Annotated in this window: 17 protein-coding genes; 11 read left to right on the top strand and 6 right to left on the bottom strand. The window is 70.4% G+C overall.

Annotation, left to right across the window (positions count from 1 at the left end; translation table 11 throughout):
• Positions 1-93 precede the first annotated feature (93 nt).
• Both ACIOJD_RS27955 and ACIOJD_RS27960 read left to right on the top strand, forming a co-directional pair.
• A complete protein-coding gene (locus tag ACIOJD_RS27955; protein ID WP_401918545.1) occupies positions 94-1,482 on the top strand; it encodes an ATP-grasp domain-containing protein in 1,389 nt (462 codons plus the stop codon).
• 95 nt (positions 1,483-1,577) lie between these two features.
• Positions 1,578-2,930, top strand: a complete 1,353-nt coding sequence (locus ACIOJD_RS27960) for an FAD-dependent oxidoreductase (protein ID WP_401918547.1) — start codon at positions 1,578-1,580, stop codon at positions 2,928-2,930.
• 68 nt (positions 2,931-2,998) lie between these two features.
• Here ACIOJD_RS27960 and ACIOJD_RS27965 read toward each other — a convergent pair whose 3' ends face one another.
• From ACIOJD_RS27965 to ACIOJD_RS27975, 3 genes are all read right to left on the bottom strand, one after another.
• On the bottom strand, positions 2,999-3,970 hold the full coding sequence (locus tag ACIOJD_RS27965) for a chaplin (RefSeq protein ID WP_401918548.1): 972 nt from the start codon (positions 3,968-3,970) through the stop codon (positions 2,999-3,001).
• A gap of 150 nt (positions 3,971-4,120) precedes the next feature.
• Positions 4,121-4,354 (bottom strand): chaplin, encoded by a 234-nt coding sequence (locus ACIOJD_RS27970; RefSeq protein ID WP_401918550.1) that lies wholly within the window; start codon positions 4,352-4,354, stop codon positions 4,121-4,123.
• 334 nt (positions 4,355-4,688) lie between these two features.
• The gene (locus tag ACIOJD_RS27975; protein WP_401918866.1) at positions 4,689-5,099 is read right to left on the bottom strand and encodes a rodlin; all 411 of its coding nucleotides are present in this window, start codon (positions 5,097-5,099) and stop codon (positions 4,689-4,691) included.
• A 241-nt stretch (positions 5,100-5,340) separates the two neighbouring features.
• Here ACIOJD_RS27975 and ACIOJD_RS27980 point away from each other — a divergent pair, with 241 nt between their 5' ends.
• The 3 genes from ACIOJD_RS27980 (at position 5,341) to ACIOJD_RS27990 (ending at position 7,244) form a co-directional block, all read left to right on the top strand.
• Complete coding sequence (locus tag ACIOJD_RS27980) at positions 5,341-5,751, top strand: rodlin (protein ID WP_401918552.1); 411 nt, start codon at positions 5,341-5,343, stop codon at positions 5,749-5,751.
• Positions 5,752-5,918: 167 nt separating this feature from the next.
• On the top strand, positions 5,919-6,326 hold the full coding sequence (locus ACIOJD_RS27985) for a rodlin (protein ID WP_401918554.1): 408 nt from the start codon (positions 5,919-5,921) through the stop codon (positions 6,324-6,326).
• A gap of 120 nt (positions 6,327-6,446) precedes the next feature.
• The gene (locus tag ACIOJD_RS27990; RefSeq protein ID WP_401918555.1) at positions 6,447-7,244 is read left to right on the top strand and encodes an exodeoxyribonuclease III; all 798 of its coding nucleotides are present in this window, start codon (positions 6,447-6,449) and stop codon (positions 7,242-7,244) included.
• Positions 7,245-7,296: 52 nt separating this feature from the next.
• Here ACIOJD_RS27990 and ACIOJD_RS27995 read toward each other — a convergent pair whose 3' ends face one another.
• Positions 7,297-7,962, bottom strand: coding sequence for a MerR family transcriptional regulator (locus ACIOJD_RS27995; protein ID WP_401918556.1), 666 nt, complete (start codon positions 7,960-7,962; stop codon positions 7,297-7,299).
• Between the two features lie 118 nt (positions 7,963-8,080).
• Between ACIOJD_RS27995 and ACIOJD_RS28000 the strand changes: the two genes are divergently transcribed.
• The 4 genes from ACIOJD_RS28000 (at position 8,081) to ACIOJD_RS28015 (ending at position 11,870) form a co-directional block, all read left to right on the top strand.
• Positions 8,081-9,658: a flavin-containing monooxygenase gene (locus ACIOJD_RS28000; protein ID WP_401918558.1), complete on the top strand. Its 1,578-nt coding sequence runs from the start codon at positions 8,081-8,083 to the stop codon at positions 9,656-9,658.
• Positions 9,655-10,572: an alpha/beta fold hydrolase gene (locus ACIOJD_RS28005; RefSeq protein ID WP_401918560.1), complete on the top strand. Its 918-nt coding sequence runs from the start codon at positions 9,655-9,657 to the stop codon at positions 10,570-10,572. Before ACIOJD_RS28000 ends, ACIOJD_RS28005 begins: the two co-directional genes overlap by 4 nt.
• A 65-nt stretch (positions 10,573-10,637) precedes the next feature.
• Positions 10,638-11,519 (top strand): SDR family oxidoreductase, encoded by an 882-nt coding sequence (locus tag ACIOJD_RS28010; protein ID WP_401918867.1) that lies wholly within the window; start codon positions 10,638-10,640, stop codon positions 11,517-11,519.
• 93 nt (positions 11,520-11,612) lie between these two features.
• Positions 11,613-11,870: a hypothetical protein gene (locus ACIOJD_RS28015; RefSeq protein ID WP_401918561.1), complete on the top strand. Its 258-nt coding sequence runs from the start codon at positions 11,613-11,615 to the stop codon at positions 11,868-11,870.
• A 147-nt stretch (positions 11,871-12,017) separates the two neighbouring features.
• Here ACIOJD_RS28015 and ACIOJD_RS28020 read toward each other — a convergent pair whose 3' ends face one another.
• Positions 12,018-15,521 (bottom strand): S41 family peptidase, encoded by a 3,504-nt coding sequence (locus ACIOJD_RS28020; protein ID WP_401918563.1) that lies wholly within the window; start codon positions 15,519-15,521, stop codon positions 12,018-12,020.
• A gap of 433 nt (positions 15,522-15,954) precedes the next feature.
• Between ACIOJD_RS28020 and ACIOJD_RS28025 the strand changes: the two genes are divergently transcribed.
• Positions 15,955-16,527 (top strand): TetR/AcrR family transcriptional regulator, encoded by a 573-nt coding sequence (locus ACIOJD_RS28025; protein ID WP_401918565.1) that lies wholly within the window; start codon positions 15,955-15,957, stop codon positions 16,525-16,527.
• Positions 16,528-16,664: 137 nt separating this feature from the next.
• On the top strand, positions 16,665-18,899 hold the full coding sequence (locus ACIOJD_RS28030) for an MMPL family transporter (RefSeq protein WP_401918566.1): 2,235 nt from the start codon (positions 16,665-16,667) through the stop codon (positions 18,897-18,899).
• Between the two features lie 147 nt (positions 18,900-19,046).
• On the opposite strand, the gene ACIOJD_RS28035 is transcribed toward ACIOJD_RS28030, so the two are convergent.
• Positions 19,047-19,463, bottom strand: a complete 417-nt coding sequence (locus ACIOJD_RS28035) for an SsgA family sporulation/cell division regulator (protein ID WP_401918567.1) — start codon at positions 19,461-19,463, stop codon at positions 19,047-19,049.
• Between the last annotated feature and the right edge of the window lie 31 nt (positions 19,464-19,494).

The following is a 19,494-nucleotide window of genomic DNA, read 5'->3' on the forward strand; positions in this document are numbered from 1 at the left end:
CTAATAAGCCGAATGGGAACCCGGTCCGGTGTTCCAGTAGACCGTTCGTGATTTTCATCCCCCGCATGGGTCATCGAAATGAAGGGCACCACCGTGCCGAGCTTTGACACCCGCGTCCCGGCCGTACTCATGAGGCTCGACCGGAACCCGTTCCACCACGGCACGCTGGGCGCCGTCCGGTCTCTGGGCCGGGCCGGTATCGAGGTGCACGCGGTGATCGAGGCCGCGCGCAGCCCCGTCGGGCGCTCCCGCTATCTGCGCCGGGCGCATCTGCGGCCCGACCCGGGCACGGATCTGTCGGACATTCAGCGGCTGCTGTCCGGGATCGCGGACGGGCTCGCCACCCCGGCAGTGCTCATCGCGCTGGACGATGAGAGCGCGATCGCCGTGGGGCGTCTCCAGCAGCGCCTGGCAGGTCGTTATCTGCTGCCTGAGCAGCCGTCAGGACTGCCGGAGCGTGTCGCCGACAAGGCGGAACTGGTGGAGATCTGCGGTGCGCTGGGCATCCCCCATCCGAGGACGGTGATCCCCACCGGCGCGGAGGAGGCGGCGACGGCCGCCTGGTCGCTCGGGCTGCCCGTGGTCGCGAAGTGGAGCAGGCCGTGGCTCCTTCCCGAGGGGGCCGGGCTGCGCAGCACCCTGGTCGTACGCTCCCCGAAGGAGGCCCGCGACCTGTACGGGCGCAGCGACGAGGCGGGCAGCCGTCTGCTGCTCCAGGAGTTCCTGCCGCCCGGCCGGGACCTCGACTGGTTCTTCCACGGCTACAGCGGCAGCGGCGGCGAGTGTCTCGTCGGGGCGACCGGACGCAAGGAGCGGTCCTGGCCGGTGGGGGCCGGGCTCACCGCCGTGGGCCGCTGGCTGCCCAATCCGGACGTGGAGCGGATGGCCCGTCAGATCGTCTCGTCGCTCGGCTACCGGGGGATCCTCGACCTCGACTTCCGGCTGGACGCCGCCACCGGCGCGTACCACCTGCTGGACTTCAATCCCCGGGCCGGCGCGCAGTTCCGGCTGTTCACCGACGGGGCGGGCACCGACGTCGTACGCGCGCTCCACCTGGATCTCACCGGCCGGGAGGTGACGGCTCAACCGGCCGCGCACGGCCGGTCGTTCGTGGTGGAGAACTACGCGCTGCTGTCCTGCCTGTCCTCCGGGCCCTCTTCCTGGCGCGCGCGTGCGGAGCGGGGCCGTGCGGAGAAGGACAGTGCGGAGGAGGCTCCTGGGGAGCGGGCCCCCGGGGCACGGCACCGGTCCGTGGAGACCGCGTGGTTCGCGCTGGACGATCCGCTGCCGGCGTGCGCCATGGCCGTCGCCTGGTTCCTGCACGCGGTAAGGAGAGCTTGGCGCCGGGCCCGGGGACAGGGCTGGCGCCGCCTCAGGCGCACACGGCGCGACCGGCGGTCGCCCCCGGCCGCTGTACCCCACGCACCCCAAGCACCTCACACGCCCCCCACGAGGCCCGTGTCGTCGCCCCGGCCCCGATGACCGCGACGAAGCCGGCGAACTCGACCGGCCCGCCCGACGAACTCAACGACCCCGAAGAACAACCGACGCCCCTGGTACAGAGAGTGGGATTCAGGATGTACGACCTTGTAGTGGTGGGCGCAGGCCCCTACGGCCTCTCCATCGCCGCGCACGCCGCGGCCGCCGGCCTCGATCTGCGGGTGTTCGGCAGGCCGATGGCCTCCTGGCGGGACAACATGCCGCCCGGGATGTACCTGAAATCGGAACCGTGGGCATCGAATCTCTCCGACCCGAAGGGCGCCTTCAGCCTCGATGCGTACGCCGCCACGCGGGGAGTGGAGGTCCGGCACGGCGTGCCGCTGCCGGTCGGCTTCTTCGCCTCCTACGGACTGTGGTTCGCGGAGCGGGCGGCCCCGCCGGTCGACGACCGTACGATCACGGCCGTCGAGCCCTGCCCCGGCGGATTCCGGCTCTCCATCGGAGACGGCGACAGTGTTCTCGCCCGTACGGTGGCGCTCGCGGTCGGCGTGATGCCCTTCACCGACATCCCCACCCCGCTGCGCGGACTGTCTCCCGAGCAGGTGTCGCACAGCAGCCACCACGCGGATCTGAGGTCCTTCGAGGGCCGGGACGTGACGGTCATCGGGGCGGGCCAGGCGGCCCTGGAGACCGCCGCGCTGCTGGCCGAACAGGGCACCGCCGTACGGGTGGTGGCCCGCTCGGACCGGCTGAACTGGAACACCGTCCCGCTGCCGAGGGAACGGCCCCTCCTGGAGTCCGCGCGCAGCCCCCACACCGGTCTGGGCGTCGGATGGAAGAACTGGCTCTACGCGGAGACACCGGGCCTCTTCCGGCGGCTGCCCGCGTCGACCCGGGCCCGCGTCTTCACCTCCGCGCTGGGTCCGGCGGGCGCCTGGTGGCTGCGGGAGCGCTTCGAGCCGGCGGTGGCGGTCAGGCTGGGCGAGAGCGTGGCGGGCGCGACCGCGGTGGACGGGCGCGTACGACTGGAGCTGGTCGCCACCACGGGCCGGATGGAGACCGTGGAGACGGACCATGTCATCGCCGCCACCGGATTCACCCCGGGGGTCGAACGGCTCGGCCTGCTCGACAGCGAACTGCGCGGCCGGCTGCGGACCGTGGGGCCGAGCAGCGCCCCCGAGGCGAGCCCGGTCTTCGAGTCCTCGTACCCGGGACTGTTCCTCGCCGGGCTGCTGAGCGCTCCGTCGTTCGGCCCGTCGATGCGCTTCGTGTACGGGTCGACCTACACGGCCGAGCGGCTGGTGGCGGGGGTCCGGCGACGGCTCGGGTCCCGGGGCGGGGCGCTCCGTACGGTCCGGCAGAGGCAGCGGACGCAGGTGCCGATGCCTCAGCCGTCCACGCGTCAGCCGTCCGCCTCCCAGCCACCTGTCCCTCAGCCACCCGTCCCTCAGCCGTCGGCCCCGGCGGCGGATCTCCCGGCCGGCCGCTGATCTCCCGGCCGGTCATGGTCAGCCGGGAGAATCCGGTGCGATTCTCCCGGCCGGGGCGATGGCGCGGATCAGACGCGCGCCGCCGCGGTGTTGCGCCGGTGCGAGGTGCTGCGCCGGTACAGAATGCCGCCGCCGAGCAGCAGACCCGCACTCATCGCGGCTGTCGTGAGGAGATGGGGGTCACTGCCGGTGGAGGCCAGTTCCAGCTGGGATACGTGAGGGGGAGCCTCGGAGACGGGGGTGACCCTGCTCGGACCGGCCGGGCTGTGCGAGTCCACCGAGCGGACAGGCGGGACCACGCTCCGGTCGCCGGGTGGCGTGGAGATCTCGGGGACACGGGGGTTCTCGGGGGTGCGGGGGGTCTCGTGCGGCGTTTCGGGCGTTTCGCCGTTCGCACAGAAGTTGCCGAACACCGGGTTGAGGACGCCCACCACGTCCACGGAGTTGCCGCAGAGGTTCAGCGGGATGTCGAGGGGGGCCTGGAGACCGTTGCCCGAGAGGACACCCGGCGAGTTCACCAGGGCGGCGGTGGCGTCGGCGCCCTGGGTCGCGGGCGCCGCGTGCGACCCGAGTCCCTCGTCCGAGCCGTACCCGCCGTCGGCCCGTGACGCGTGAGACTTGGGGGCGTGGGGCGCGGGCGCGTCAGGGTGGTGACTGACGGTCTGGCCGGGCGAGGTGCCGGGGGCGTCCGCCTGCGGAGCCGGGCGCGTCGAGTGCGCCGGGGGAGCCGGGTGCGCCTGAGGCGCCGGGTGTGCTTGAGGCGCCGGGTGGGATGCGTGTGACGAATGCTTCGGCGTGCTGGACGTATTGGCACAGACGTTGCCGAAGGCGGGGTTGAGTACCCCGATGGGGTCCACGGTGTTCCCGCAGAGGTTGACCGGGACCTCCACGGGTACCTGAACGGTGTTCCCCGACAGCACCCCCGGTGATCCGACGGCCGCTCCGTCGGCCTCCACGGCGGTGGCGTAACCGCCGCTCATGGACAGCACACTCGACGCCGCGGCGGCGGTGAGCAGTCCTTTGCTGATGAGGTCTCGCATATGGGTCTCCTCCTGCTGGCAGATTCGGCAAGCAGTTGTGTCTGGTGATAATTCGGTGCCAACTGAGGCCGGTCCCGAAGCGCATACCGTTCGCGCTTCGGGACCGGCCGGGAACACCCCGCGGGGTGCCTTAGCGACGTCAGTGAAACGTCACGAGTTGATGCAGGTGTTTCCGAACGCGGGGTTCAGCAGACCGACGACGTTGATGGTGTTACCACACACATTCACCGGAATGTGGATGGGCAACTGGATGACATTGCCCGACAGAACGCCGGGGGAACCGATGGCAGCGGCCTCGGCACCCGCGTCGGCCATGGCGGGGGCCGCGCCACCCATGGCCATGATCAGGCCTGCGGCGGCCGTTACGGTCTTCGTGTACTTCATCTTGAGCCCTTTCCGCAGCGGCGAATACGTCCGCACGACTTTCGTGGCACGCGAGCGTCTTTGGTTCTTGGCTCTCACGTCCGCTGCTGGAACTCCAACGAGTGAGCAGTGGCAAGGAAACTGCCCCGTTTTACCGCTCTTTTGGTTCACCCGATTGCCGCGTCAAGGTATTCGTTTCTGCGTCGACGGCGGGCTCACGAATTCTGCCGGAAATCGAAAACGGGCCGACAGGGGCGCCATTGCCCCTGTCGGCCCGTCGGTCCGGATCGCCGTCCGGAGAGTCGCGCGACGCGAACTGGTGATCAGTTGCGGATCAGCCGCGGTCAGCCGTGGATCAGCTGTTGCCCGCGCCGTTGCCCGAGAGCACCGGGATGTCGTCCAGGACGTGCGACAGCGGCTCGTCGCCCTTGGCCTGGGTGGAGTTCTCCGCGCACTGCTGGTTCTGCGGGGAGGACAGGACGTTGACGTCCTGGACGCCGACCGCGGCGAGGACGCCGACGAGCGCACCGACGTTGGCCTTGATCGGAGCGCCGACGCACAGCTTGTTCAGCGAACCCTGGATCAGCTCCAGCTGGGGGCTGTAGTTACCCCTGGTCGCCTGGTTGCCGAAGGCCTCTTTGGCGCCGTTGCCGCTGAACGAGGTCGTACCGCCGTCGTTGGCGATGGCGAGCGCCGAGGGTGCCGCCGCGGCGGAAACGCCGACCACGGAGACGGCGACGGCCGCGCCGGCCATAATCTTCTTGATCACGGTGTGTTCCTTTTCTCAAGAATTCAAGTGGAGCGACCTGAACAACCGTGCCCCAGCTGTTTAGTTCCGCTGCTTCACTCGATCGGCTTGCGGGCGGTACGTCCCTTGTCGGGCGCGACAAGGGACGTAGAACGCCGGTAATACGCCGTTGGAGTGAACGGCCGGAACCAAACGAGCGGCGGGAAGTTGCTCAGTGAGCCCCCGGAACATTGGGGCATCCTTCAGAAGGGGACTCATCGTGATCAAGAAGGTCATGGCCGGCGCGACCATCGCCGCCTCCGTGGTCGGCGCCTCCGCCGCCGCTGCGCCCAGCGCGCTCGCCATCGGCAACGACGGCGGCACCACGTCCGCCAGCGGAAACTTCGCCACCCAGAGCTACGGCAACATGGCGACCCACGGCAACTGGAGCCCGCAGATCGCGCTCATCCAGGGCTCGTTCAACAAGCCCTGCATCGCGCTTCCGGCCAAGGCGAACCTCGGTTCCCTCATCGGAGTCATCCCGATCGGTATCCAGGACCTCAACATCCTGTCCTCCCCGCAGAACCAGCAGTGTGTCGAGAACTCGACGCAGGCGAAGGGCGACGAGGCGCTGTCGCACATCCTGGACAACATTCCGATTCTGTCCGGGAATGGCGCGGCCAACGACTGATAATTCGGTCGAAGGCCGGACCGCCGCTGAAGAGCGTGGTGGTTCGGCCTTTTTATCGGCTTTCACGTTAGGCCATTCGGGGGACCCTCCGAAACTAATCCCCGCATGGGCGAGTTGAGCAAGGCGGACTCCACCGGTGGGGTCCGACTTTCCGGAAAGGTATTTAAATGAAGAAGCTGTGGGCAACCGCTGCTGTAGCCGCGTCGATCGTCGGAGCCACCGCCGCTGCCGCGTCGCCGGCGTTCGCCATCGCTGACGACGGCGGTACCACCTCGTTCAGCGGCAACGGTGCGGAGCAGGCCTTCGGCAACCAGGCGACCAGGGGCGAATTCAGTCCTCAGCTGGGCCTGGTCCAGGGTTCGCTCAACAAGCCCTGTGTCGGTCTGCCGGTGAAGGCGAACCTCGCTTCCCTCGTCGGGGCCATCCCGATCGCGGTCCAGGACGTCAACATCCTGTCCTCCCCGCAGAACCAGCAGTGTGTCGAGAACTCGACGCAGGCGAAGGGCGACGAGCCGCTGTCGCACATCCTGGACGACATCCCGGTCCTGTCCGGGAACGGTGTCGGCAACCGCTGATGACCTCCAGAGGCCCGGTCCGGCATCACGCCGGGCCGGGCCTCTGGCATGTCCGGTGCCATGTCCGGTGCCACGGTGGTCCATGACCGGGGTGTGGCGTGGGGTCGGTAGTGTGCCGGAATGCCCACCGTGACAAGTGTGAATGTGAATGGCCTCCGCGCCGCCGCCAAGAAGGGGTTCGTGGAGTGGCTGGCGGATACCTCCGCCGATGTGGTCTGCCTCCAGGAGGTACGGGCCGAGCCCCCGCAGCTCACCGAGGACGTACGGGAACCTGCCGGATGGCATGCCCTCTTCGCGCCGGCGGCGGCCAAGGGGCGGGCGGGCGTCGCCCTGTTCTCGCGCCGGGAGCCGGAGCGTACGCAGATCGGCTTCGGCAGCGCGGAGTTCGACGCCAGTGGCCGGTACGCCGAGATCGACCTCCCCGGGGTCACGGTCGCCAGCCTCTATCTGCCGTCGGGCGAGGTCGGCACGGAGCGGCAGGACGAGAAGCTGCGCTTCATGGACGAGTTCCTCCCGTACCTGGAACAGCTGAAGAAGCGCGCGGCGGCCGACGGCCGTGAGGTGGTGGTCTGCGGCGACTGGAACATCGCCCACCAGGAAGCCGACCTGAAGAACTGGCGCGGCAATCGCAAGTCGTCCGGGTTCCTTCCCGAGGAGCGGGCCTGGCTGACCCGCGTCTTCGAGGAGACGGGGTACGTGGACGTGGTCCGTGCGCACCACCCCGATCAGGAGGGGCCGTACTCGTGGTGGTCGTACCGGGGGCGCGCCTTCGACAACGACGCGGGCTGGCGCATCGACTACCACGTGGCGACGGAGGGGCTGGCCGGGCGCGCGGTGAAGGCCTGGGTCGAGCGCGCGGCGACGCACGCGGAGCGCTGGAGCGACCACGCGCCGGTGACGGTGGTCTACGGGGCGTAGCGGGAACGGAGTTGGGGCTGGGCCTGGGGCCGGGGTCCGGCTCCGGGGCCGGTCAGTCCTGTGCGGTGCGCAGGTGGCGGTCCAGGGCCATGGAGAGTTCCGCTTCCACCACGCTCTGCGCCAGCGGGCGCAGTTTGGCCGGGTCCGTGGCGGTGTCGGCGGCGGTGTGGGTCCGGAGCGTGGTGGCGAAGAGTTCGGCCAGGGCCTCCGTGTGGACGCGGACGCGGCGGCCGGCTTCGAGGATCGCGGCCAGGGGGACGCCCTCGCGGACCAGGGCCGCCGACACCTCCAGCAGGCGGCGGCTGATGTGGACCAACTCCTCGCCGTCCGTGGCCAGATAGCCGAGGTCGAGGGCCGCCGCGAGATTCTCGGCGGTGACCTCGCCCTCGAAGTAGTCGGCCAGTTCCTCGGGGGAGAGCCGGACCGGGGTCTCCTCGGTGGGTTCGCCCAGCCCCAGGACCTCGCTGACGTCCCGGCCGCTGTCGAAGACGGCGGCCAGGTCGGCGATGCCGTTGAGGGTGTGGCCGCGTTCCAACAGGGCCGCGATCGTACGGAGTTTGGCCAGGTGGCGGTCGCCGTACCAGGCGATCCGGCCCTCGCGCCGGGGTGGCTGGATCAGGCCGCGCTCGCGGTAGAAGCGCAGGGTGCGCACCGTGATGCCCGCCTCGCGGGCCAGTTCCTCCATGCGGTACTCGCGGGGCTGGTGACCTTGTGCCATACCGGGAGCGTATGTCGTACTCCCGGTAACTTGTTTGTGTCCAACCCCTACCCACCAGTACGGAGCTGCTCTACTCTCCAGATCGTGCCAGTGATTACTGGCGTGGTCTGGAGGGGACATGGGTCAGCACGAGCACGTACGTGTGGCGGTGATCGGGTCCGGGTTCGGTGGACTGGGGGCGGCGGTCCGGCTGCGCCGGGAGGGGATCACCGACTTCGTCGTCCTGGAGCGGGCCGGTTCGGTCGGCGGGGCCTGGCGGGACAACAGTTATCCGGGATGCGCGTGTGACATCCCCTCGCATCTCTACTCGTTCTCGTTCGCGCCCAACCCCGACTGGCCGCGTTCCTTCTCCGGGCAGCGGCACATCAGGGCGTACCTGGAGCATGTCGCGGACACCTTCGGGCTCCGGCCCCACCTGCGGCTGGACCACGACATGCTGTTGATGCGCTGGGACGGCGACGCGCTGCGCTGGGAGATCGAGACCTCGCGGGGGACGTTCACCGCCGAGGTGGTCGTCTCCGCGACCGGGCCGCTGTCGGATCCCAGGACTCCGGAGATACCGGGGCTGGCGCGGTTCCCGGGGAAGGTGTTCCACTCGGCGCGCTGGGACCACAGCTACGATCTGCGCGGCAAGCGCGTCGCCGTGATCGGTACGGGCGCGTCCGCGATCCAGATCGTGCCGGCGATACAGCCCGAGGTGGGGCGGCTGACGCTCTTCCAGCGGACACCGGCGTGGGTGCTGCCGCGCTTCGACCGGAGGATCTCGGCACCCGAGCGGCGGCTGCACCGGGCGCTGCCGCTCACCGGCGCCCTGCGGCGCAAACTCCTCTGGGGCATCAGGGAGTTGCAGGTCCACGCCTTCACCAAGCGGCCGAACGAACTCGGGCTCGTCGAGTCCCTCGCCAAGGCCAATATCGCGAAGTCGGTCAAGGACCCGGCGCTGCGGGCCGAGCTGACGCCCTCGTACCGCATCGGCTGCAAGCGCATCCTGCTGTCGAGCACCTACTACCCGGCGCTCGCCCGGCCCAATGTGGAGGTCGTCGCCTCGGGGCTGGCGGAGGTGCGCGGCTCCACGCTGGTCGCGGTGGACGGTACGGAGGCCGAGGCCGACGCGATCGTCTTCGGGACCGGCTTCCATGTGACGGACATGCCGATCGCCGAGCGGGTGGTGGGCGCCGACGGGATCAGGCTCGCGGAGGCGTGGAAGGACGGGATGCGCTCGCTGCGCGGGGCGACGGCGGTGGGCTTCCCCAACTGGATGACGATCATCGGGCCCAACACCGGGCTGGGGAACTCCTCGATGATCCTGATGATCGAGTCGCAGCTGAACTACCTGGCCGACTACCTGCGGCAGTTGGACGGCCTCGGCGGGCGGGGAGGGCCGGGCGGATCCGGGGAGACGGGCGCGCGCGTGGCGTTGGTGCCCCGGCCCTCGGCCGTGAGCGCCTGGAACCGGCGGGTGCAGGCACGGATGGAGCGGACCGTGTGGAACACCGGTGGCTGCACCAGCTGGTACCTGGACGAGAGCGGCCGTAACACCACCGTCTGGCCGGGGACGACCGCCGAATTCCGGCGGGCCACGCGCGAGGTCGACCTCTCGGAGTACGAAGTGATCCGTTCCGGGCGGCACTTGAGGGTGGTTGAGGAGCCGGCCGGCGGGGATCAAGTGCCCGATGGGAAGGAAGTCGTCCGATGAGCGCAGTGCCGCAGGGGCGTGAACTGACCGCCGTCTCCGCCGACGGCTCCCGTATCCATGTGGAGGTCCATGGACCGGTGCGGGCCGGTGCCGGGGGTGCCGCGCGCCGTCCCGCCGTCGTCCTGGCCCATGGCTGGACCTGTTCGACCCGCTTCTGGGCGGCGCAGATCGCGGACCTCGCCGTCGACCACCGGGTGATCGTCTACGACCAGCGCGGGCACGGCCGTTCGCCCGTACCGGGGCGGGACGGCTACTCCACCGACGCCCTCGCCGACGACCTGGAGGCGGTGCTGGCCGCCACCCTGGAGCCGGGGGAGAAGGCCGTGTTCGCCGGGCACTCCATGGGCGGCATGACACTGATGGCCGCGGTCCGGCGGCCCGCCTTCCGGGAGCACGCGGGGGCCGTGTTGCTGTGCAGCACGGGCAGTTCGCGGCTGGTGGAGGAGAGCCTGGTGGTGCCGTTGCGCCCCGGGCGCGTACGGACGCGGCTCACCCGGATGATCCTCGGCGCGCGCGCCCCGCTGGGGCCGGTGACGCCGCTGTCGAAGCGGATTCTGCGCTACGGGACGATGGGGCCCGGTTCCGCGCCGGAGCGCGTGACTCAGTGCGCCGGGCTCGTGCACGCCTGTCCGAGGCTCAGCCGGGTGGGCTGGGCGCACGTCCTCGCCGCGCTGGATCTCGACGCGGGCGTACGGGAGTTGAGCGTGCCCACCGCCGTGATCGTGGGGACCGCCGACCGGCTGACCCCGCCGGTGCAGGCGCGGGCACTGGTCGCCGCGCTGCCCGACTGCGTCGCGTTCACCGAACTCACGGGGATGGGACACATGACTCCGGTGGAGGCCCCGGAAGCCGTCACCGCCGCGATCCGGGAGCTGGTCACCACGTACCTGACCGCGAAGGAGGACGTGGCATGAGCGGTACGAGTGGTACGAGGGGCGCGGGCGGTACGAGGGGTACGAGGAGCGCGGGCGGTACGGGGGTGCGTGCAGGGCGGCTTGAGGGGAAGGTCGCGGTCGTCACCGGCGCTGCGCGCGGTGTCGGCGAGCTGCTGGCGCGCGAACTCTCGGCGCGTGGCGCGAAGGTGGCGCTCGTCGGCCTGGAGGCGGACGAGCTGAAACGGGTCGCGGACCGGCTGCGCACGGAATGCGGCCACTGGCACGCGGATGTCACCGACCATGTGGCGATGGCGCGGGTCGCGCGGGAGGCCGGGCGCCGGTTCGGGAGGGTGGACATCGTCGTCGCCAACGCGGGCGTGGCGAGCGGCGGTCCGTTCGCGGAGTCGGACCCGGACGTGTGGCGGCGGGTCATCGAGGTCAATCTGATCGGCGGCGCGGTGACCGCGAGGGCGTTCCTGCCCGCCCTGAAGGAGAGCCGCGGCTACTTCCTCCAGATCGCGTCCCTCGCCGCGATCAGTCCGGCGCCGATGATGAGCGCGTACTGCGCGTCCAAGTCCGGCGTCGAGGCCTTCGCGCACAGCCTGCGCGCCGAGGTCGGCCACCTGGGCGTCGGGGTCGGCGTCGGCTATCTGTCGTGGACGGACACCGACATGGTGCGGGGCGCGGACGAGGACGACGCGATGCGGGAGCTGCGCGGGCGGCTGCCGTGGCCGGCGAACCGTACGTATCCGCTGGGCCCCGCCGTGGACCGCCTCGTCGCCGGGATCGAGCGGCGCTCCGCGCATGTGTACGCGCAGGGGTGGCTGCGCGGCATGCAGCCCGTAAGGGGATTCCTGCCGGGGCTCATCGCGTCGGTCGGGCAGCGCGAGATGCGGCGCTTCGAGCCTCGGCTCGCCGGGGTGCGGAGGGGGCTGGTGGGCGCGGGCGGGGCGGCGGACGAGAAGGGCCGTACGCAGCGTAAGTGATCGAAATGCATGGAATGTCGGGGCATGTAAGGCTGGTCGAGATCCCACCCCCCCCCCCGGGTAACCCCCACACCCTTCCAGGAGTGAATTTCCATGGGCATTTCCGACCAGTTCAGGGACAAGGCGCGGGAACTCGAAGACCGGGCGAAGTCGAGGGCGAACGAGGCGAAGGACCAGCAGGCGGGGCAGCCGCAGCAGCCCGGTCAGCCCGGTCAGGGCGGGCAGTCGCAGCAGCCGGGTCGGAGCGGGCAGCCGCAGCGGCCCGGTCAGGCCGGGCACGGCGCGCAGGACCAGGCGCGGCAGCAGTCGCGGGACGTCCATGACGAGTTCGACGACAGCGTCGACGCCTGAACGGTGTCCGCGTACACCTGAGTTGACGGCCCGACGCGTGCGACGCATCCGACACATCCGACACGTCCGACATGTACAAGAGGCGCACCCGGTTCGCCGGGTGCGCCTCTTGCTGCCTGAACTCGTTCTCCGGGCCAGGGTCTTTCGCTACTCGTTCTTGCGTGGTGGCAGGTCCGGGCGGCGCAGGTCCGGGACCGCTCCGTACCCCGGCGGGGTCGACGCCGGGTGCGCGGCCAGCAGATCCAGCGCCACCCACACCGCGTCGTCGAGCTGGGCGTGCCGGCCCTCCGCCCAGTCCAGCGGCGTACGCAGGGCCTCGACGTCCGGCGCGACGCCGTGGTTCTCGACGGACCAGCCGTACGCGTCGAACCAGGCCGCGTTCATCGGCACCGTGATCACCGTGCCGTCGCCGAGACGGTGGCGTCCCGTGATACCGACCACCCCGCCCCAGGTGCGCTGCCCGACCACCGGTCCCAGATTCAGCAGCCGGAACGCGGCGGTGATCATGTCGCCGTCGGAGGAGGTCGCCTCGTCGGCGAGCGCCACGACCGGGCCGCGCGGTGCGTTCGAGGCGTACGAGACGGGCTGGGCGTCGCGCGTCAGGTCCCAGCCGATGATGCGACGGGTGAGCTTCTCCACGACCAGCTCGCTGATGTGGCCGCCCGCGTTGCCCCGTACATCCACGATCAGCGCGGGCCGCGAGACCTCCAGCCGCAGATCGCGGTTGAACTGCGCCCAGCCGGAGCCGCCCATGTCGGGGATGTGCAGATAACCGCACTTGCCGCCGCTGATCTCCCGTACGACCTCACGGCGTTTGGCCACCCAGTCCTGGTAGCGCAGCGGCCGTTCGTCGATGAGCGGGACGACCGCCACGCGGCGGGAGGCGCCTTTGCGTTCGGCGGGGCGGAAGGTCAGCTCGACCGTCGTGCCACCGGCGGCGGCCAGCAGCGGGAAGGGACCGGCCACCGGGTCGACGGGCCGCCCGTCGACATGGGTCAGGATCGCGCCCTCGCGGATGCCCGTACCGGCGAGCGGCGAGCGGGCCTTGGAGTCGGACGAGTCGCCGGGCAGGATGCGCTTGATCATCCACTCGCCGTCCCGGAGCACCAGATTGGCGCCGAGCAGGCCGATCGGGCGCTGGTAGTGGGGCGGGCCCTCGTCGCGGCGGGCCGGGGAGACATACGCGTGGGAGGTGCCCAGTTCGCCGAGTACCTCGCGCAGGAGATCCGCGAACTCGTCGGGGGAGGCGACGCGTTCGACCAGCGGGCGGTACTGGTCGAGGACACCGTCCCAGTCGATGCCGCACATCCCCGGCTCCCAGAAGTAGGCGCGGATGAGCCGCCCCGCCTCCTCGTACGCGTGGCGCCACTCGGCGGCCGGGTCGACGTCGTGCAGGATCCGGCGCAGATCGAGGAAGACCGTGGAATCGCTGTCACCGGGCTCGGTCGCGGGTACGGCGCGCAACTCGCCGTCGTCCACGACCACCAGCCGCGAACCGTCGCCGCTCGGCGCGAACCAGTCGAGGTGGCCCACGAGTTCGCTCTTGCGGGCCTTGGCGATGTCGAAGTGCTCGAGAGTGGGACGGCCCGACATGTCGGCGGGGTTGGCGAAGGTCTCGCCGAGCGCCCCGGAGATCGGCCAGCGCAGCCAGACCAGGCCGCCACCGCTGACGGGGTGCAGCGCCGAGTACTTGGACGCGGTGACGGGGAACGGAGTGACCCGGTCCGCCAGGCCCTCGACCTCGACGATCACCGTGCCCTGCCCGGAGGGCGCCGCAGGCGAGGCACCGCCCTCGGATTCACTGACGGCCGGGTCGAGTCCGCCGGCGGCGGGGCGGCCGTCGGGGGACAGCGCGAACGGCGACGGGGTCGCGGAGGACAGCGGTACGAGATAGGGGCGGCAGCCCAGCGGGAAGGAGAGGTCGCCGGTGTGCACGTCGTACACCGGGTCGAAGCCGCGCCAGGACAGGAACGCGAGATAGCGGCCGTCGCTGGTGAAGACCGGATTCTCGTCCTCGAAGCGGCCGTTGGTGACGTCGACGATCGTACGGGCGAAACTTCCGGCGATCTTGGCCAGCTTGATCTGGCGGAGGGAACGGCCCACGCCGGGGTGCGACCAGGTGAGCCACTCGCCGTCGGGGGAGAAGGCCATGTCGGTGACGGGGCCGTTGATGGAGCGGATCAGTTCCGTGACGGGGGGTGGGGTTGGGGGCGGGGCTGTTGTGGTTGGGGGTGTGGGTGTTGTGGTGGGTGGTGGGGTGGTGGGTTCGGTAGTGGGCGGTGGGGTTGTGCTGGTCGGTTCCGTGGTGGTTGGTTCCGTGGCGGGGGACGGCTCGGCCGGTTGCTCGGTGGGTGGTTCGGGACCGTCCGCCTGCTCCGGTGGTTCCGGCTGTTCGGTCGCCTCCTCCGCCGTGTCTATGAGCAGCAGCCTGCCGTCGTGCGTCGCGATCGCGATCCGTTCCCCGTCCGGGTCCGCGACCATCTCCTTCACGCGGCCCAGCTGCCCGGAAGCCAGCCGCCTGGGCTCACGGTCGCCGCTCGCCCTCGGCAGATACGCGATCTCGATCGCGTCCTCGCCCTCCGCGTCGGTGACGTACGCGACCTGGCCGCCGCTGCCGAGCATCTCGGCGAACCGGACCCGGACGCCGGGCGTGTCCGCGATGGTGCGGGCCGGGCCGTCGCGGTGGGTCAGCCAGTACAGGCTGCCCCGTACGTTCACGGCGCTCGCCCGGCCCGTCGCGTCCACGGAGATTCCGTCGACGTGGCTGGCCGCCGGGACCTGATAGCCGCGCCGCCCCACACGCGGTCCACCGAGCCGTACGTCCAGCTTGCGCGGCACCGAGTCGGTGGTCAGCGCGTCGACCAGCCAGAGGTCGCCCGCGCACTGGTAGACGACCCGGTGCCCGTCCGACGAGGCATGGCGGGCGTAGAAGGCGTCATGGTCGGTGTGGCGGCGCAGACCGGTGCCGTCGGGCAGGCAGGAGTAGAGATTGCCGACGCCCTCGTGGTCGGAGAGGAACGCGATGCGCCCGCCGACGAACATCGGGCAGTCCAGATGGCCGCCGATGTCCGCGAGCAGCCGTTCGCCGTGCAGCCAGAGCCGGCCCATCGCGCCGCCCCGGTACCGCTTCCAGGCGGCGGGCTCGTGCGGCGGCTTGCCGGTGAGCAGGAGCGTACGGCGCTCGCCGTCGATGTCCGCGACGGCGATGTCGCTCACCGGGCCCCAGGGCAGCTTGCTGCCGGGGGAGCCGTCGGTGGGGAGGCTGTAGGCCCAGGCGAAGTACGAGAAGGGCTGGCCGTGCGAGGAGACCGCGAGGATCTGGGCGTCGCCGTCCTTGTCGGGGGGCGTCCAGCCGCAGATACGGGTGTCGGTGGCGCCCCAGTAGGTGAGACGGCGGGACGGGCCGCCGTCCACGGGCGCCAGCTGGATTTCCGGGTCGAGGCTGCGCCAGGTCGTGTAGGCGATGTGGCGGCCGTCGGGGGAGAAACGGGGGTGACCGATTCTGGTGCGGTCGACGGTCAACCGCCAGGCGCGTTCGGGGCGGTGCCCGGCCGGTGCGAGGGGGGCGACCCAGAGGTCGTCCTCGGCGGCGAAGCACAGCAAGTCGTCGTGCAGGTGCGGGAAGCGGAGATACGCGACGTCGTCACTCACCCCCCAATGCTGCCCTTTGGGGGCGGGGCGCGCCTCCGGGACGACGTATTTCGCCGTGGGGGAGCCGTCAGGCGGTGCGCGGTGCGCGGTGCGTTGCGGGGGCCGTGTCGCCGTTGTGGGTGCGGGGGCCGGGGGCTCCGGAGGCGCATGTCCGGACTGCATGATTTACGCCGCGTGCGGGTCTCGTGGTCGGGTTCGGGCCGGTGTGCGGCACACATCACGCCTTACGTCCGGACACGTCACCTCCTGCGACCCCGGCCCCCTCCCGTCGATTCCCCGTCTGCGGGCCGGTGGGTGGCGGTGCGGGGGCGTTCTGTTCTGTCCAGAAAGCACAGTGGCGCAGGCCACAAGCGAAACGGTTTCGTTTCGTTCGGGGGCGGGGTTATCTTCGTACTGTACGAAACCGTTTCGTTCGCTACGTCGGAGGTCGGTCATGGCACGCAGCAGACTCACGCCTGAACGTGAGGCCGAGCTGTATGCCGCCGTGCTCGACCTGCTGCGGGAAGTCGGCTATGACGCCCTCACCATGGACGCCATCGCCGCCCGTACCCATTCCAGCAAGGCCACCCTCTACCGCCAGTGGGGGAGCAAGCCCGAGCTGGTCGCCCGTGCGATGCGACACAACAAGCCGGTGAGTATCGGACAGATCGACACCGGTTCGGTGCGTGGCGACTTCGAGATGATGGTGGCCCGTACCGACGACTGCCAGGTGGAGAAGGACTCCGCGCTGATGCGGGGCCTGTTCCATGCCGTACACGACAATCCAGAACTTCTTGAGGCGTTGCGTGAGCTGCTCATCGATCCCGAGTTGAACGGGCTCGACGAGATGTTGAGACGTGGCGTGGAGCGCGGTGAGCTCGCCGCGGACAACCCGGCATTGGCCTATGTCTCCCACATGCTGATCGGTGCCTTCGCGGCCCGGCAGCTTGTCGAGAACCGGCCGATCGACCGGGCATTCCTCGCCGCCTATATCGATGCCGTGGTCCTCCCCGCCCTCGGCGTCTGACCGCCCGCACCGGCCCCCGCCGGTCCTGAGCGTTGCACCCGCATGAACCGACTGAACCACCTGACGCGTTCCGCTCCCGTCGTCGGGCCGGCTCCCCATGCCCTGTTTTCGACCCATAGATCCGGGAGTACGCCCTCGTGGCCACGTTTCTCTACAAGCTCGGACGGCTCGCCTTCCGGCGCCGACGCCTTGTCGCCCTTGTCTGGGTGGCACTGCTCGCGCTCGCCGGAGTAGGCGCGGCGACCGCGTCCGCCCCCACATCCAGCTCCTTCTCCATACCGGGAACGGAGGCCCAGAAGGCCTTCGACCTGCTTGAACAGCGTTTCCCCGGGGCCAGTGCCGACGGTGCGACCGCCCGTATCGTCTTCAAGGCTCCGGCGAACGAGAAGATGACCGACGCCGCGCACAAGGCGGAGGTCCGTGAGATCGTCGGCGAGTTGTCGGACGGTTCGGACCAGATCGCGTCGGTGACCGACCCGTACGACGCGAAAGCCGTCTCGCAGGACGGTTCGACGGCGTACATCCAGGTTTCGTACAAGGTCAACTCGATGGAGATGACCGAGACGACCCGTACGGCGCTCGAAGAGGCCGGGGCCGACGCGCGGACCCAGGGCATGACCGTGGAGATCGGCGGGGACGCGCTCCAGGTCACGCCGGAGACGGGATCCACGGAGATCATCGGGGTGGCTGTCGCCGCCGTGGTGCTGGTGATCACCTTCGGATCCCTGGTCGCGGCGGGGCTGCCGCTGCTCACCGCGCTCATCGGGGTCGGCGTCGGGGTCTCCACGATCACCGCGCTCGCCACCGTGCTCGACCTGGGCTCCACCACCTCGACTCTCGCGATGATGATCGGCCTCGCGGTCGGGATCGACTACGCGCTGTTCATCGTCTCCCGCTACCGCGCCGAACTGGCCGAGGGCCGGGAACGCGAGGAGGCGGCCGGACGGGCCGTCGGTACCGCCGGGTCCGCCGTGGTCTTCGCCGGTCTCACCGTCGTGATCGCGCTGGTCGGGCTCGCCGTCGTCAATATCCCGATGCTCAGCAAGATGGGCTTCGCCGCCGCCGGTACGGTCGTGATCGCCGTCCTCATCGCGCTCACCCTCATTCCGGCGGGGCTCGGCTTCGTGGGCAAGCGGGTGCACGGCCGCAAGGACCGTCGGGCCATCGAGAACCGTGAGGCGGGCGAGGGCGCCGAGGAGAAGGCCAACATGGGCACCCGCTGGGCGCGCTTCGTGCTGCGTCGTCCGGTCGCCGTCCTGGTCACCGCCGTGGTCGGGCTCGGGGTCATCGCGGTCCCGGCCTCCTCGCTGGAGATGGGGCTGCCCGACGACGGGTCGCAGCCGACCAGCACCACCCAGCGCAAGGCGTACGACCTGCTCTCCGACGGCTTCGGACCCGGCTTCAACGGGCCGCTGATGCTCGTGATCGACGGCAAGGCCAACAACAACGCCAAGGAGACGGCCACCGAGGTCTCCGACAAGGTGAAGAAGATGGACGGCGTCGTGGCCGTCACCCCGTCCACGCTCAACAAGACGGGCGACACCGCGACCATCACGGTGATTCCCAAGGACCGCCCGTCCTCGGTCGAGACCGAGGACCTGGTCCACTCCATCCGTGACACGGGTGACGAGATCGAGGCGCAGCGTGGGGCCGATGTCCTGGTCAGCGGTGCCACGGCGATGAACGCCGACTTCTCGCAGAAGATGAACGACGCGCTGATCCCGTATCTCGCGCTCGTCGTCGGCCTGGCGTTCCTGCTGCTGATGCTGGTCTTCCGGTCGGTGCTGGTGCCGCTCAAGGCGGCCCTCGGATTCCTGCTCTCCGTGGTCGCCGCACTCGGCGCGGTCGTCGCGGTGTTCCAGTGGGGCTGGCTCGGAAGCCTGATCGGTGTCGAGCAGACCGGTCCGGTGATGTCGATGATGCCGATCTTCATGGTGGGCGTGGTGTTCGGCCTCGCGATGGACTACGAGGTCTTCCTGGTCACCCGGATGAGGGAGGCGTTCGTCCACGGGGAGCGGGCCGACGAGGCGATCGTCACCGGTTTCCGGCACGGTGCGCGGGTGGTCACGGCCGCTGCCGTGATCATGATCGCCGTCTTCGCGGGCTTCATCGGCTCCAGCGAGTCGATGATCAAGATGATCGGCTTCGGGCTCGCCATCGCCGTGTTCTTCGACGCGTTCGTGGTGCGGATGGCGATCGTGCCGGCCGTGCTCGCGCTGCTCGGGAACAAGGCGTGGTGGCTGCCGCGCTGGCTGGACCGGGCGCTGCCGAACGTGGACGTCGAGGGCGAGGCCCTGCACAGGCAGCTCGCCGACGCGCCCGGTGGTCCGGACGGCGGCCCCGGCTCGGAGCGTGAGCTGGCGCGCACCTGAGCTTCGGCTCTCTCCCACTCCGGGCCGCCGTTTGAGCGGAGCGAGGGTCCGGGACGCGCCGGCGCTGTGGGGACGGAGCCGGAGCGGTGCACACGGCCCGGTCGTACGCCCTTGAGGGGCGTGCGGCCGGGCCGCTGTGTCGGTTTTTCAGGTCCTGTGGAGCAGGCGGCCCAGTTCGTTCTCCACCTGGATGTCGTGCCGCTCCTCGCCGGCCGGGACCAGCGCGTACGAGTCGTCCAGGAACCGGCGCAGCGGCGCGGAGTCGAACTGCACCACCGCGACCCCGTCCGGCGAGTGGAATTCCAGTACGGTCTGGGCCCGTCCGCAGGGCCATACCTGTACATCGCCGGTGCCCGAGGGCAGCCGCAGGCCCGCGTCGAGCAGATCGCGGGCGAAGGCCCAGATCACCTCCCCCTCCTGGTCGAGGGAGACCTCGGGCGGGAAGACGACGCGCATGGCGAGCGGATCGGCGCTGTCGTAGCGGAGGGTGACGGTGACGGTCCTGGGGTGGGGAGCGTCCGTGATGAGACGGGCTGTGGCGGGCTGCTCGACGATGGGAGGCATCGACTGGCTCCTTTGAGCTCTCCCCGAATAG

Origin of the sequence: Streptomyces sp. NPDC088116 (assembly GCF_044741745.1) — a bacterium.
Lineage (GTDB): Bacteria > Actinomycetota > Actinomycetes > Streptomycetales > Streptomycetaceae > Streptomyces.